At 38.1% G+C, this 14812-nt stretch carries 11 protein-coding genes and 3 pseudogenes; 12 read left to right on the forward strand and 2 right to left on the reverse strand.

The genetic code is table 11. From position 1 onward, the window contains the following. Positions 1-2: 2 nt before the first annotated feature. Together AB4865_RS10810 and AB4865_RS10815 are read right to left on the reverse strand one after the other, a co-directional pair. Positions 3-401, reverse strand: coding sequence for a DUF3408 domain-containing protein (locus tag AB4865_RS10810; protein ID WP_372473312.1), 399 nt, complete (start codon positions 399-401; stop codon positions 3-5). Between the two features lie 33 nt (positions 402-434). Next, positions 435-1199 (reverse strand): ParA family protein, encoded by a 765-nt coding sequence (locus tag AB4865_RS10815; RefSeq protein ID WP_372473313.1) that lies wholly within the window; start codon positions 1197-1199, stop codon positions 435-437. Between the two features lie 671 nt (positions 1200-1870). On the opposite strand from AB4865_RS10815, the gene mobA reads away from it, so the two are divergent. From mobA to AB4865_RS10875, 12 genes and pseudogenes are all read left to right on the forward strand, one after another. Further along, a complete protein-coding gene (gene mobA, locus AB4865_RS10820) occupies positions 1871-2332 on the forward strand; it encodes a conjugal transfer protein MobA (RefSeq protein WP_372473314.1) in 462 nt (153 codons plus the stop codon). Then, the gene (gene mobB, locus AB4865_RS10825) at positions 2322-3689 is read left to right on the forward strand and encodes a conjugal transfer protein MobB (protein WP_372473315.1); all 1368 of its coding nucleotides are present in this window, start codon (positions 2322-2324) and stop codon (positions 3687-3689) included. The genes mobA and mobB overlap by 11 nt, the downstream gene beginning before the upstream one ends. A 114-nt stretch (positions 3690-3803) precedes the next feature. After that, a pseudogene (gene mobC / locus AB4865_RS10830) lies at positions 3804-5817 on the forward strand (conjugal transfer protein MobC). Between the two features lie 204 nt (positions 5818-6021). Continuing rightward, positions 6022-7001 (forward strand): annotated as a pseudogene (locus AB4865_RS10835) (IS30 family transposase). A gap of 37 nt (positions 7002-7038) precedes the next feature. Continuing rightward, positions 7039-7425 (forward strand): annotated as a pseudogene (locus tag AB4865_RS10840) (transposase); the annotation flags it as partial. Positions 7426-7600: 175 nt separating this feature from the next. After that, entirely contained in the window at positions 7601-8230 is a 630-nt protein-coding gene (locus AB4865_RS10845; RefSeq protein ID WP_372473316.1) for a TetR/AcrR family transcriptional regulator, read from the forward strand. 67 nt (positions 8231-8297) lie between these two features. Beyond that, positions 8298-9575 carry a TolC family protein gene (locus AB4865_RS10850; protein WP_372473317.1) on the forward strand — a complete coding sequence of 426 codons (1278 nt, stop codon included), beginning with the start codon at positions 8298-8300 and terminating at the stop codon, positions 9573-9575. Between the two features lie 18 nt (positions 9576-9593). Continuing rightward, positions 9594-10502: an HlyD family secretion protein gene (locus AB4865_RS10855; RefSeq protein WP_372473318.1), complete on the forward strand. Its 909-nt coding sequence runs from the start codon at positions 9594-9596 to the stop codon at positions 10500-10502. A 350-nt stretch (positions 10503-10852) separates the two neighbouring features. Then, positions 10853-11767 carry an ABC transporter ATP-binding protein gene (locus tag AB4865_RS10860; RefSeq protein WP_372473319.1) on the forward strand — a complete coding sequence of 305 codons (915 nt, stop codon included), beginning with the start codon at positions 10853-10855 and terminating at the stop codon, positions 11765-11767. A gap of 1 nt (position 11768) precedes the next feature. Beyond that, positions 11769-12515 carry an ABC transporter ATP-binding protein gene (locus tag AB4865_RS10865; protein ID WP_372473320.1) on the forward strand — a complete coding sequence of 249 codons (747 nt, stop codon included), beginning with the start codon at positions 11769-11771 and terminating at the stop codon, positions 12513-12515. A gap of 12 nt (positions 12516-12527) precedes the next feature. Further along, on the forward strand, positions 12528-13634 hold the full coding sequence (locus tag AB4865_RS10870) for an ABC transporter permease (protein WP_372473321.1): 1107 nt from the start codon (positions 12528-12530) through the stop codon (positions 13632-13634). Beyond that, complete coding sequence (locus AB4865_RS10875) at positions 13631-14752, forward strand: ABC-2 transporter permease (protein ID WP_372473322.1); 1122 nt, start codon at positions 13631-13633, stop codon at positions 14750-14752. The genes AB4865_RS10870 and AB4865_RS10875 overlap by 4 nt, the downstream gene beginning before the upstream one ends. Positions 14753-14812 lie beyond the last annotated feature (60 nt).

Here is a 14812-nt window from a genome sequence, read left to right on the forward strand (position 1 = left end):
AACTAAAAAATAGGTTTGTATTTTTCTTGAAAACTTTCGGTGATTTCTTGTTTATATTGCTCAAAATGAGCTTTTAAAACATTATCCAAATAAGTATAAATACTAATTTTGTCCTCACCGATAACTTGAACAATTCGAGCAATACGTTGATGGTATTCCGAGCGAATATACACAGACTTCCCTTCTCTTGCCGATGTATCCCCCTGCCTAAAAAATAGGGTTTCATACGAAAGATTATCGGATTTTACCTTTCGAGGCGATTCTTTTTTGGAAGCAGGTTTTTCGTTTGTCGTTTGAGGATTTTTCTCTTGCGTTTTTGAAAAAGCATCAACATCCGAAGAAGTCCCTGCCATCAGTTCCATCAGCTCGTTTTCATTGATAAGGGGGGTCTTTTCTTTCATAATAAATAGTGTATTTTATTGTAAATTACTGATTTATAGAGAAACGATTTGAATGAATTCCGTTATAAAATCGTCTAAATGACAACCTTTCATCAATCGTTCATCGGCAGGTAATAAAGTAGAACGAAACGCCCATTTTTGATTGTCTGTCCCGTCTTTACTAAAACGCTTACTATCAGAGATATAGGCATTCATCAGCGGTAAGTTCAAATCGGCAATTACCTTTTCGTAAATTTTATACAAAGGCGATTTTTCCCTACCATCGACCTGATTCCAAAACAGATGTACACTTTCAATGGCACTTTGGGTATTTTTAGCGATAATGTTGGAAAGGACTTCGGTAAAGCTCAGTGTACTTTCAATGACCACCCTGTCAGCGGTAATGGGTGAAAAAATATGGTGCATCTGTGAAAGCACTGTCAGCACCCCTGCCGTATTTACCGTACCGGGCATATCAAACAATACCACATCTATCTGAAAAGGATTTTCAGCAAGAAAAGATTGTGCCTTTTCAATGGCTTCATTGGGTTTACAGGTAATAATCGGATAGGCTTTTTTGTTAATTTGACTGAATTGCTTGTGAGCAGTATGTTTAAAATGTTCGTTTTGCATTACCGTTTTAAGGTCTTGCTCTCGCATACGACTCAGGCTATACTGCGGATAATCGCAATCCAAAACGGCTACATTGTATCCCATTCGATAGTGTAATAAACTCGCTACAAGTACGGTAAAAGTGGTTTTACCGACTCCTCCTTTTTGGGTAGAAAAACTGACAAATTTGGTGTTTTTGGCTTTCATATTTTTATGTGTTTATGTTTATATGTTTTTACAATTTTATGTACTTAGAGATTTGCATAAGTGCGTATCTGTATGTGTACTTATTTACGTGTTTACTTACGTACTTATATACAAAATCAAGTAATTGAGTATATATGTGTATATGTATGTATCTATATGTGTATTTCTGTAAGTAGATACGTACTTATCCAAATATTTACACATATACACAAATGAGTAAGTGTGTAAGTATTTACGTTTGCAGATAATCACATAGGTATTATCGTATTTGCTTACGTACGTATGTACATATGTAAGTACGTTGGGACGTAGCTACGTAGCTACATACATATGTATGTGCGTACAAAGAAACATACACAATTACACACGTATTTACATAAGGAAGTCTTTGGCATTATAAGGCATTCAATGGCAAGGAATGATATACCTGCTAAATGATTGAAATTCGGTTGTTTTGCACAAAAACAAAAGACAATGATTTTGGACGGATTTTCTTTCTTTTTCAAAGCTAACTTTAATGCGACCGATAGGAGCATTTTCTGTTCACCCGAACAGAGCAAGTTGTGTTTTGAGGCACTCTAAGGCGTATTAGTGCCTCAAAACCACTTGTCCTTGCAGGAAGCCTAAAACCCCTCCAAAGTCGTGGTTTTATTTGACTTACTACTGAATTTATGAAAGATACTTTAAATACAGAAAACACCCATTATCATCGCAATAATGGACGCAATAAGAAATTAAATCCGACTACACATCGGTATGTATTTCGGTTAAATGATGAAGATAACGCCAAATTTCTTTCCTTATTTGAACAATCAGGAATGAAAATCAAAGCTCATTTTATCACTTCGGTATTATTTTCCAAAGAAATCAAAAGTGTAAAAATCGATAAATCAGTAATGGATTTTTATATCAAACTCACCGAACTCTACGGACAATTTCGGGCAGTGGGCGTGAATTACAATCAGATAGTAAAGATTTTGTATCGCAATTTTTCCGAAAAGAAAGCTGCTGCCTATCTGTTTAAACTCGAACAACAAACCGCTCAAATGGTAGCTATCTGCAAAGAAATTATGGCTATTTCACAACAATTAGAACAACATATCACTGAAAAAAACACAAAAAATGGTCGCTAAAATACATCGAGGAAGCAATCTTTTGGGAGTGCTTCTGTACAATCATAACAAATTAGACAAGCAAGAAGCTACGATTTTACACACTCAAAACATCATTCAGCCTGTCAATGGAAACATAGGGACATCGGAAATTATCCGTTCTTTTGCTCCGTATTTGTTTGCCAATCAAAAGACCGAAAAGCCAATTCTGCACATATCCCTCAATCCCAATCCAAAAGATGCCGTGTCTGATGAAGTTTTTGTAAAAGTAGCACAACAATATATGCACGAAATGGGGTGGGGTAAGCAACCCTTTGTGGTGTATAAACATTCGGATATTGAACGAGAACATATTCATATCGTATCGCTTGGCATTGATGAAAGCGGCAAAAAAATAAACGATTCATTTGAAAAAATCCGCTCAATGAAAGTGTGTAGAAATATTGAAAATGAATTTGGACTCACCCCTGCTATTGCTAATAAAAAAGGAGTGGAATTAGAAAATGATTTTGAGCTTACACAAAAGGAAAATCATCTTGCAACGCTCAAAGTGGACTACACTCAAAACGAAGTAAAAAAACAGATTGCTTCGGCAGTTAGGCAGGTCATAAAAAACTATCAGTTTCAGTCTTTTGGAGAATACACGGCTTTGCTTAGTAGATTTAATGTAGGCATCGAAAAAGTAGAAGGCGAATTGCAGGGTACATTCAAAAAAGGGTTGGTTTATTTTGCTTTGGACGAAAACGGCAACAAGGCAAGTCAGCCTTTTAAAGCCTCCAAAATGGTAAAATCCTTGGGACTTCCTTTTTTAGAAAGGCAATTTCAAAAACATTTGAACTTTCATAAAACACAGGACACGGATTTTCTAAAAGGTGAAATTTTAAATGCCCAACATTCCACTCAAAGTACAAAGGATTTTGTAAAAATGTTAAACACGAAAAATATAGATGTTGTCATACGAAAAAATACCGAAGGACGGTTGTATGGTATCACTTTCATAGACCATAATTCACAATGCGTATATAACGGCTCTCGGCTTGGAAAAATATTTTCTGCCAATAGTTTTGACTTATGGGAAAAACAAGTGGAAAGTAACAAAAAACAAGAAATCAAGAATCAAGGTGGCAAGAATCAAAGAATACATAGCAAGGAACAAAAACCAAGTAATCAATCTATTAGAGAAGAAAGTAATAACCATTTTTCTATTGATTTTCAATGTAATGAATCCTACCAAAAAGATTTTGGAACAGATTCGGCATTACATAGTTTTTTGAATTTATTTTCATTGGATACACAAGCCGTTAATTACGAGGAAGAAAGTTTTATCCGACAAATGCAACGAAAACGCAAAAAGAAATCTAAAAGAATCACCTCTTAATCCTTTCCCTCTTTCTATTTTTTTAATGTTTCAATTTTTTAATTTTTTAATCTTTTAATTCTTTAATATTTGAATGTTTTAATCTTTTAATCCTTTAATCTAAACTGAATAAATATGCAAAACGATGATGATTTAAGAGCTTTTGCCAAAATTATGGCATTTATGAGAGCGGTAAGTATTTTGATAGTGCTAATGCACTTGTATTGGTATTGTTACGGCTTTTTTCAAGCCGAAAAATGGATTTTAAATGTAGTGGATAAAATCCTTGCCAATTTTGAGCGAACGGCGGGACTTTTTTCACATCCACTATATACCAAATGTTTTGCTCTTGTGTTATTAGCATTGAGTTGTTTAGGAACCACCGGTGTTAAAAACGAAAAAATCACTTGGCGGAAAATTCATATGGCGTTGATAGTAGGTGTTTTATTTTTCTTTGGAAACTTTTGGATTTTATACCTAAAAGCTTCCCGCTTCTCTTGTGGCGTTTTTCTATATTTTTACCACAGCCATTGGGTATATTTCACTACTGATGGCAGGTTCGTGGATGAGTCGTTTATTAAAAAACAACCTGATGGACGATGTCTTCAACAACGAAAACGAATCTTTTATGCAGGAAACACGGTTAATGCAAAATGAATACTCTATCAACCTGCCTACACTTTTCTATTATCAGAAAAAATGGAACAAAGGTTGGATAAATGTAGTCAATCCCTTTCGGGCAACCATCGTGTTGGGAACGCCGGGGTCAGGAAAATCCTATGCCATTGTCAATAATTACATCAAACAACAAATCGAAAAAGGATTTGCTATGTACATCTATGACTTCAAATTTGATGACCTTTCTACCATTGCCTATAATCATTTGTTAAAACATTTGGACAAATACAAAGTACCTCCTAAGTTCTATGTAATAAACTTTGACGACCCCCGAAAAAGCCATCGCTGTAACCCCATCAATCCCGATTTTATGACGGATATTTCCGATGCCTATGAAAGTGCCTATACCATTATGTTGAATCTGAATCGTTCGTGGATACAAAAGCAAGGTGATTTTTTTGTAGAATCACCCATTATCCTTTTAGCGGCTATTATTTGGTTTTTAAAAATATATGAAAACGGAAAATATTGTACTTTTCCGCACGCCATCGAACTACTAAACAAACCTTATGCCGATGTTTTTACGATTTTGACTTCCTACCCTGAATTAGAAAATTACCTTTCGCCCTTTATGGATGCGTGGCAAGGCGGAGCACAAGACCAACTACAAGGACAAATCGCTTCGGCTAAAATTCCGTTATCGAGAATGATTTCGCCACAGCTCTATTGGGTAATGACAGGCGATGATTTTTCATTGGATATTAACAATCCCAAAGAACCTAAAATCCTTTGTGTAGGTAATAATCCCGACAGGCAAAACATCTATTCGGCAGCTTTGGGGCTTTACAATTCCCGGATCGTAAAACTCATCAACAAAAAAGGACAACTCAAATCTTCCGTGATTATTGATGAGCTTCCCACCATTTATTTCCGTGGATTGGATAATCTTATCGCCACCGCACGAAGCAATAAAGTAGCCGTGTGTTTGGGATTTCAGGATTTTTCACAGCTTACCCGTGATTACGGAGATAAAGAAAGTAAAGTAATCCAAAATACCGTAGGTAATATTTTCAGTGGACAAGTGGTAGGAGAAACTGCCAAAACACTATCCGAACGTTTCGGGAAAGTATTACAACAACGCCAATCCAAAACCATCAATCGCAATGATGTTTCTACCTCCATCTCCACGCAATTGGATAGCTTAATTCCTGCTAGTAAAATTTCCAATCTTACACAGGGAATGTTCGTAGGAGCTGTATCCGACAATTTTGACGAGCGTATCGACCAAAAGATTTTCCACGCTCAAATTGTAGTGGATAATCAAAAAGTAAGTGCCGAGATGAAAAATTATCAGAAAATTCCACAGATTCTATCCTTTGTAGACGAAGATGAAACGGATAAAATGCAAGAACAAATACAAGCCAATTACAAGCAAGTGAAGTTAGACATCGTAGAGCTCATCAAAAACGAACTTGAACGCATCGAAAACGACCCTGATTTGGCTCATTTAGTGAGCAAAGAGGAGGAGTAATATAATGAAAGGAAGCTGTTCTTTTGAACAGCTTCCTTTCAGTTTTTAAACCAGCAGGGTTTATTCTAGCTTAGATTCAACTAACAAATGCAACTTTTAGAAAGGATGAAATATTTTTTTTCAGAAAAGAGAAGAGAAAAACCTCTTCCCTTTTGCTGAAATGGAAAAAATTCTCATCTTGCTCCTCGTCCAAAAATCACAACAATGAGTCATTTAACCCAAGAGCAAAGATACAAAATTCAAATATTACTTGAACAAGGCTTTTCACAAAGTTACATCGCCAAAGAAATAAATCGCGATAAGTCTGTTGTAAGTAGAGAACTGAAAAGGAATTCAGATCGAAGGAACGGTGTTTATAAAGCACAATTAGCGGAAAAAAATATGCTTATAGACAAAAGACTAAAAGGAAAAACATACGATTAACCCCTGAAATACAGAAAGATATAGAGAGTTTGCTCAGAGAAGATTATAGCCCAGAGCAAATCGTTGGATTCAGAAAACTCTTAGGAAAAGATTGTGTGTCAATAGAGCGAATTTATCAGCATATTTGGGCAGACAAAAAGAAAGGAGGAGACCTATATACCCATTTGAGAACAAAGGGAAAAAAGTATCGAAAACGAGGAGCTAAAAAAGACAAAAGAGGTCAAATACCCGATAAAGTGAGTATTGAAAATCGTCCAAAAATAGTTGATGAAAAAATTAGAATTGGTGATATAGAAATAGACTTAGTAATTGGCAAAAATCACAAAAAAGCTATTTTAACAGCAAATGATAGAGTAACGGGAAAAGCCAAATTGGCGTTATTGCAATCAAAATCATCAGAAGAAACTAAACAAAAAGTCATTGAAATTCTAAGCCAATGGAAGCCATTTTTAAAAACAATCACCTCTGATAATGGAAAAGAATTTGCCTTACATAAGGAAATTGCCACATCATTAGAAATAGATTATTACTTTGCAAGGCCTTATCATAGTTGGGAAAGAGGTTCTAATGAAAACCTAAATGGACTTATAAGACAGTATTTTCCAAAGGATTACAATTTTAATTTAATCACAGAAAAAGACATAAAATATGTAGAAGAAAAACTAAACAATAGACCAAGAAAAAGATTTGGATTTTTGACTCCAAATCAAGTACATTTACAAAATATTAACCACGAGGATAAAGTTGCATTTATAACTTGAATCCGCCTTTTCTAAAAAACGGTTCAAAAATTATTTAAAACTAGTTAGGAAAAGGAAATGGAGGGTCTTGCAAAGGACTCTTAGTGAGAATTTACTTACGGCAAAGGCGTGGCAAATACGAGAGAATTTCAAGTATTTGTTTAGTTTAAAAGATTGTATAGCAATTAATTACGAACTATGGAAAAATAATGCAATAAGTCAATCCATAACCGCTGTAAATGAAGTGATAAAGACCTTTGATAATCATTTACAAGGGATTATCAATGCGATAGTTACTCAAACATCCAGTGCAAAGCACGAAAATATGAATGGAAAAATACAATCCGTTATTTCAAAAGCAAGAGGATTCTTAAACTTTGAGCGTTTCAGAATAAACACCCTCTTTTACTTCGGTAATCTCAAGTTTAGCTCACAAAAAAATTAGTAATGCCATATTTTAAAAGTTACTCCATAAACTAATCACAAGCCGATTTTTAATAAACTCGGCTTGTGATTTTACAAATCCCCCCTCCCCAAGCAAAACAAAATTTAATCATTTGATTAAAATATTTGGTTAATTCAAAAAAGTGATTTAACTTTGCATCGAAATAGATTTGAAAATGGCTAAAAACAACCAAACAAAAGCAATTGACACCTCCACCGAAGAGAAAATAAAGGAGGCAGCAAAGGTGGTTTTCCTCAAAAAAGGATATGCCGCCACGCGTACTCGTGATATTGCCGAACAAGCCGAAATTAACCTTGCATTACTGAATTATTACTTCCGAAGTAAGGAAAAATTATTCAATATCATTATGTCCGAAACCGTGTCTAAGTTTATGCAAGGAATGGTTGCGGTGCTGAATAACGAAGAAACGTCCCTAAAAAGGAAAGTGGAGCATATTGCCGAAAAATATATCGATTTTATATTGCTCGAACCCAATGTGCCGATGTTTATTTTGAGCGAAATTCGCAATAATCCAGAGGCGTTATCGGGAAAATTGCCTGTGAGAAGGCTGTTTCTCGAATCTGTCTTCGTAAAGCAGCACCAAAAAGCCGTGGAAATGGGCGAAATTACAGAACCCAATCCGTTGCATTTCTTGGTGAACCTTTTAGGATTGGTAATTTTTCCGTTTGTTATAAAACCAATGTTGCAACATAACGGCGTTGTGAGTGAAAGCCAGTTTGAAAAGCTAATGCAAGAACGCAAAAGACTGATTCCTATCTGGATAGAAGCAATGATGAAGGCATAACTAATTTTTTTTGAACCAAATTTAATCAAATGATTAAAACTAAATGTTAAATGATATGTATAAAGTGATGCAAAAACAAAAAACAATGTGGCTGGTAGGGCTTTGGCTGCTGTGTAGTCATTGGATGGCAGGGCAGCAAATACAAGTTTTGACGCTGGACGATTGCTTGGAAAAGGCAAAACAGAACTATCCCCTCATAAAGCAATACGCTTTGATAGAAAAAACCACCGAGTATTCCATTTCTAACGCCCAAAAGGGATATTTACCCAAATTCGGGGTGTCGGGACAGGCTACGCATCAGTCGGCGGTTACGCAAGTGCCTATCGCTGTGCCAAATATGGACATTCCTACCCTGAGCAAAGACCAATACAAACTCTATGGGGAGCTGTCGCAGTCCATTACCGACCTTTTTACCGTGAAAAAGCAAAAAGAAAACATCCAAACCAATTCGGAAATCGAAATGCAGAAGGTAGAAGTGGAATTGTACAAATTAAACGAACGCATCAACCAGCTTTTCTTCGGAATTCTGCTCGTTGAAGCCCAAATTCAGCAAACAGAATTGCTCAAAAAAGACATTCAAACGGGCATCGATAAAACTAAGGTCGCCATTGCCAACGGCGTTGCCCTCCAAAGTGCCGCCGACAACCTCCAAGCCGAGTTGCTCAAAGCCCATCAGCATACAACAGAGCTAAAAGCCACCCGCAGAGGCTATGCCGATATGTTGGCACTCTTCGTGGGCGAACCTATTCACGAAAATACGCAACTCGATAAGCCCAAACGGCAACCGATTATCAATCAAACGATTAATCGTCCTGAATTAAGGCTTTTTGACTTGCAAAAGAAATCGTTTGAAGTGCAAAAGAAGCTACTTAATACCAAAAAACTGCCTCAGTTGGGGCTATTCATTCAAGGGGGAATGGGCAAACCCGCTCTGAATATGCTAAGCCCTGATTTGGAAAGCTATTACATCGCTGGGGTGCGGCTAAATTGGAATATTGCTAACTTTTACACCCATAAAAATGAAAAAAGAATCCTTGCCAATAACCAAAAATTGGTGGATACACAAAAAGATATCTTTCTGTTTAATACCAATCTCACCCTCAAACAGCAAAATGCCGACATTGTAAAGATGCAAGAGCTGATTGAAACCGATAAAAACATCGTGAAACTTCGTGAAAACGTGAAAAATACCACCCAAAATCAGCTTACTTACGGAACGGCAACCACCAACGACTATCTCATCGCCGTAAATGCCGAAGACCAAGCCAAGCAAAACCTCATTTTGCACGAAATTCAGCTTTTGATGAACGAATATAACGCTCAAATCACCATAGGAAACAAATAATTTTAAAAATATACGAATATGCACCAAATAAAAAACATCACAATGGCAATGGGCATCGCTATAATGCTTGTTGCTTGTAATCGGAACAACACTTCGTTTGATGCTTCGGGAAGTTTTGAAGCCGAAGAAACGCTTATTTCCTCCGAAGCCGTTGGGGTTATCAAACAATTCGATATTGAAGAGGGGCAAACGCTCAATGCAGGGCAAAATATCGGCTATATCGACAGTTTGCAATTGCATCTGAAAAGAAAACAATTGGAGGCTCAGATTGTTTCCATTTTGGGAAAGAAACCCAATGTTTCGGTACAGCTATCGGCTTTGCAAGAACAGCTTCGCAATGCTGAAAATGAGAAGATTCGCATCAGTAATTTGCTCAAAGGCGATGCTGCTACGCCCAAACAGCTCGATGATATTAACAATCAGGTTGCGGTGCTGAAAAAGCAAATCGAAGCCCAGAAATCTACCCTGAATATTTCCAGCGATGGCTTAGGAAAAGACGCTCTTGCCTTACAGGTACAGATAGAGCAACTCAATGATCAGATTGCTAAATGCAAAATTACGAATCCCATTTCGGGAACGGTGCTTACCAAATACGCCGAAGCCAACGAGATGACCGCCGTAGGGAAACCGCTTTATAAAATTGCAGATTTGTCCAACATTCTATTAAGGGCGTATGTTTCTGGAAATCAACTTCCGCAGATAGCACTGAACCAAAAGGTAAAAGTGCTTACCGATGATGGCGAGGGAGGTTACAACCAAACCGAAGGCACGATAATTTGGATTAGTAGCAAGGCGGAGTTTACCCCGAAAACCATTCAGACCAAAGAGGAAAGAGCCAATATGGTGTATGCGATTAAGGTAAAGGTAAAAAATGACGGATTGTACAAAATAGGAATGTACGGTGAGATTTTGTTTTCAGATAAATGATTTTTTAGGAAGAAAATTACGTGTGTAGGGGCGTATTGCATACGCCCGAAACAAAATTGATGTCCGTAGGAAAGGAAAACGAGTCCGTAGGAAGCGAAATGAAGTCCGTAGGAAGCAAATTTAAGTGCTGGGAACACAAAATCAAGTGTTGGGAAAGCAAAATGAAGTACTGGGAATACAAAATGAAGTGTTGGGAACATAAAATAAATCATTGTGAATACAAAAACCACACAAGTAGGGGCGACCCGAACAAAGTGAATTGGCGAAGCAATTGCATACACCCAAACCAAAAACACAACGCATCACATTTCGGGTGTATTGCATACACTCCCACATAAAAAAATAAAAATATGAAAGATGTAGTATTAAATAATATCGTAAAAACGTATAACAAAGGAAGCGTAAAGGCGGTTGATGATGTTTCGTTTGCGGTGAATAAGGGCGAATTATTCGGACTTATCGGGGCGGACGGAGCTGGGAAGTCCACTATTTTCAGGATACTCACTACGCTGATGCTTCCCGATAGCGGAACAGCCACCGTCAATGGGTATGATGTGGTCAAAGACTACAAAACCATTCGCAAGAATGTCGGGTATATGCCGGGGAAGTTCTCGCTATACCCCGATTTGACCATTGAGGAGAATTTGAACTTTTTTGCTACGGTATTCAACACTTCGGTAGCGGAAAATTACGATTTGGTAAAGGACATTTATGTGCAGTTAGCCCCTTTTAAAGATCGCCGAGCGGGAAAACTCTCGGGGGGAATGAAACAGAAGTTGGCTCTTTGCTGTGCGTTGATTCATCGCCCTACGGTGTTGTTCTTGGACGAGCCTACTACGGGGGTAGATGTGGTTTCGAGGAAGGAATTTTGGGAAATGCTCAAAGGATTAAAAGAGCAAGGCATCACGATAATGGTTTCTACGCCTTATATGGACGAAGCCACCCTTTGCGAACGCATCGCTTTGATTCAGAATGGGAAAATTATGACCATCGACACCCCCGATAACATCATCGGGCAGTATCCTGATGCGTTATTTGCTGTAAAGGCAGACAATATGAGCCGTTTGCAACGTGTTTTGCGTGAAAATGAACAAATAAAAAGCTGTTTTTCCTTTGGCGAACATCACCATATTACATTTTATAATGAAAATGAACAACTGGCAAATGAATTATTACAGTATTTACAAAAGGCTAATTTCCAAAATATTGAAATAAAACCAATCACCCCCAACATTGAAGATTGTTTTATAAACTTAATGAACTAATATGACCAACAAGATTGTAATAAAAACCGACAAACTCACCAAGCGTTTCGGCGATTTCATTGCTGCCAACGAAATTACCTTTGAAGTGTACGAAGGTGAGATATTTGGCTTTTTGGGAGCCAACGGAGCAGGGAAAACCACCGCAATGCGAATACTCTGTGGGCTTTCTGTACCCACCTCGGGGAGTGCTACTATCGCGGGGTTCGATATTTATAAGCAAACCGAAGCCATTAAGAAGAACATCGGGTATATGAGTCAGAAATTTTCGTTGTATGAGGACTTGACCGTTTTGGAAAATATTGAATTTTTCGGAGGTATTTACGGCTTGACCGATAGACAATTGAAAACAAAGAGCGAGGAACTTATCCAGATGCTTGGGTTGCAGTCCGAAGCCAAGAAATTGGTAGCTTCTTTGCCTTTGGGCTGGAAACAGAAGTTGGCGTTTTCGGTGGCGATTCTGCACGAACCCAAAATTGTCTTTTTGGACGAACCCACAGGCGGCGTTGACCCCGTTACAAGGCGGCAGTTTTGGGATTTGATTTACGCAGCGGCGGACAAAGGCATCACTATTTTCGTTACCACGCATTATATGGACGAGGCGGAGTATTGTAACCGCATTTCGATGATGGTAGATGGCGTTATCAAAGCCTTGGACACGCCCAGTAACTTAAAGAAACAGTTCGCTGTCAGTACGATGGACGAAGTTTTTTATGAATTGGCAAGAAAAGCCAAACGAAAATCCGACTAAATCCGATTCGCTATGAAACAGTTTTTATCATTTGTAAGAAAAGAGTTTTATCACACCTTCCGCGATAGCAAAACCTTGCTGATGCTCTTCGGTATGCCGATTGTGTTGATTGTGCTTTTCGGTTTTGCCGTAACTAATGAGATTAAGAATGCCAAAATCGTCATTTGTGATTATGCCAAAGACGATGCCTCGCGGGAAATTATCGATAAATTATCGGTAAATACCACTTTTAACATAAATGAAACCTTGCTGAACCACAATCAAATAGAAGCGGCTTTCAAAAAGGAGAACATCAAGCTGGCGGTAATCTTCCCAACGAATTTTAATAAGGATTTGTTGCATCTGCATAAAGCCCAAATCCAAATTATTACCGATGCTTCCGACCCGAATATCGCCAATACCCTTACGGGATATGCCACTTCGGTAATTATGCGGTATCAACAAAGTTTATGGCAAGAAACGGGCGTTCCTTACAGCATTTCTTCCGAAATAAGAATGCTCTACAACCCCGAATTGAAAGGGGCGACGAACTTTGTGCCGGGGATTATGGCGTTGGTATTGCTTTTGGTTTGCGTATTGATGACCGCCGTGTCCATAGTACGCGAAAAAGAGTCGGGAACAATGGAAATATTGTTGGTTTCGCCCTTCAATCCGTTGTTGGTAATCATCTCAAAGGCACTTCCTTACTTATTCTTGTCGCTTATAAATCTGGGGGTTATCCTTGTATTGAGCGTTACGCTGCTTGATATGCCGATAAACGGAAGTATTGGGCTACTCATCGCCGAAAGTACGCTGCTTATCATCTGTGCGTTGTCATTGGGCTTATTGATTTCGAACAATACCAAAACGCAACAGTCGGCAATGTTACTTTCAATGATGGGAATGATGATACCTACGATGCTCTTCACGGGGTTTATGTTTCCGTTAGAAAATATGCCGACCATCTTGCAATGGGTATCGAATATATTTCCGTCCAAATGGTATTATATCATCGTGAAATCGATAATGATAAAAGGATTGGGATTTTCAGCCATTTGGAAAGAAACTTTGATTCTGTTGGGAATGACCATTTTGCTGTTGGCATTGAGTTTTAAAACATTTAAAAAGAGATTGGAATGAGAACACTCAAATTTTTATTACGAAAAGAATTCAAACAGATATTGCGAAACAAAGCCATCTTGCCGATGATATTCATCGCCCCGATTATACAGCTTCTTATCTTGCCTTTGGCGGCTGATTACGAGGTGAAAGGCATCAACATTTCGATAGTGGACAACGACCGCTCCACATATTCGCAACAGCTGATTTCGAAGATTACCGCCTCGGGATATTTTCAGCTTTCGGACTACGGAAATTCCTACAAAGAAGCCTTCACACAGATTGAAAAGGACAAATCGGATTTGATTTTGGAAATTCCTAAGGATTTTGAGAAGAATTTGGTCAGCGGAAATTCGGAAAAACTGTTCATCGCCGTGAATGCCATCAATGGTGTCAAGGCGAGTTTGGGCGGGGCGTATCTTTCGCAAATCATTTCGGCGTATAACAATGATATTCGTTTGCAACGGATGCCTCAGCCCAAGTTTAGTGCCGTTCCGCAGATAGAAGTAACGGCATCGAATTGGTTTAATCCGCATTTGAATTACCAATTTTTTATGGTGCCTGCCATATTGGTGGTTTTGGTTACGATGGTTGCGGCGTATATGTGTGCGTTGAACATCGTGAAGGAAAAAGAAGTGGGCACCATCGAGCAAATCAACGTAACGCCGATTAAGAAATACGAATTTGTCATCGGGAAACTGCTTCCGTTTTGGATTATAGGCATTTTTGTTTTCAGTGTGGGCTTGTTTGTGGTGGCTCGTTTGGTTTACGGGATTGTTCCGTTGGGAAGTGTGTTTTTGTTGTACGGCTATTTGTTGCTTTATCTGATAGCGATTTTGGGATTGGGTTTGCTGATTTCTACTTTTGCCGAAACGCAACAACAAGCGATGTCCATTACCTTCTTTTTCATAATGATTTTTATGCTGATGAGCGGTTTGTTTACCTCTATCGATAGTATGCCTACTTGGGCGTATTACATTGCCCGACTCAGCCCCGTAACCTATTTTATTGAGGTGGTACGAATGATTGTTCTCAAAGGAAGTGGCTTTGCCGACATTCAGTATCACTTTCTGATAATGCTGGTTTTCGTGTTTGTTTTCAACGGATTAGCCATTTGGAATTATAAGAAAACAAGTTAGATTGTAAAGCATAATAAATTACGACTACAACCACAAAATAGTATAATTTTTTAGGGTTGT

This window comes from Capnocytophaga sp. ARDL2, from assembly GCF_041530365.1.
Taxonomy (GTDB): domain Bacteria; phylum Bacteroidota; class Bacteroidia; order Flavobacteriales; family Flavobacteriaceae; genus Flavobacterium.

Excerpts from the sequence above, each read along its gene's own strand:
- AB4865_RS10810 (WP_372473312.1), bottom strand. The coding sequence starts at position 401 with ATGAAAGAAAAGACCCCCCTTATCAATGAAAACGAGCTGATGGAACTG.
- AB4865_RS10815 (WP_372473313.1), bottom strand. The coding sequence starts at position 1,199 with ATGAAAGCCAAAAACACCAAATTTGTCAGTTTTTCTACCCAAAAAGGA.
- mobA (WP_372473314.1), top strand. The coding sequence starts at position 1,871 with ATGAAAGATACTTTAAATACAGAAAACACCCATTATCATCGCAATAAT.
- mobB (WP_372473315.1), top strand. The coding sequence starts at position 2,322 with ATGGTCGCTAAAATACATCGAGGAAGCAATCTTTTGGGAGTGCTTCTG.
- AB4865_RS10845 (WP_372473316.1), top strand. The coding sequence starts at position 7,601 with ATGGCTAAAAACAACCAAACAAAAGCAATTGACACCTCCACCGAAGAG.
- AB4865_RS10850 (WP_372473317.1), top strand. The coding sequence starts at position 8,298 with ATGCAAAAACAAAAAACAATGTGGCTGGTAGGGCTTTGGCTGCTGTGT.
- AB4865_RS10855 (WP_372473318.1), top strand. The coding sequence starts at position 9,594 with ATGCACCAAATAAAAAACATCACAATGGCAATGGGCATCGCTATAATG.
- AB4865_RS10860 (WP_372473319.1), top strand. The coding sequence starts at position 10,853 with ATGAAAGATGTAGTATTAAATAATATCGTAAAAACGTATAACAAAGGA.
- AB4865_RS10865 (WP_372473320.1), top strand. The coding sequence starts at position 11,769 with ATGACCAACAAGATTGTAATAAAAACCGACAAACTCACCAAGCGTTTC.
- AB4865_RS10870 (WP_372473321.1), top strand. The coding sequence starts at position 12,528 with ATGAAACAGTTTTTATCATTTGTAAGAAAAGAGTTTTATCACACCTTC.
- AB4865_RS10875 (WP_372473322.1), top strand. The coding sequence starts at position 13,631 with ATGAGAACACTCAAATTTTTATTACGAAAAGAATTCAAACAGATATTG.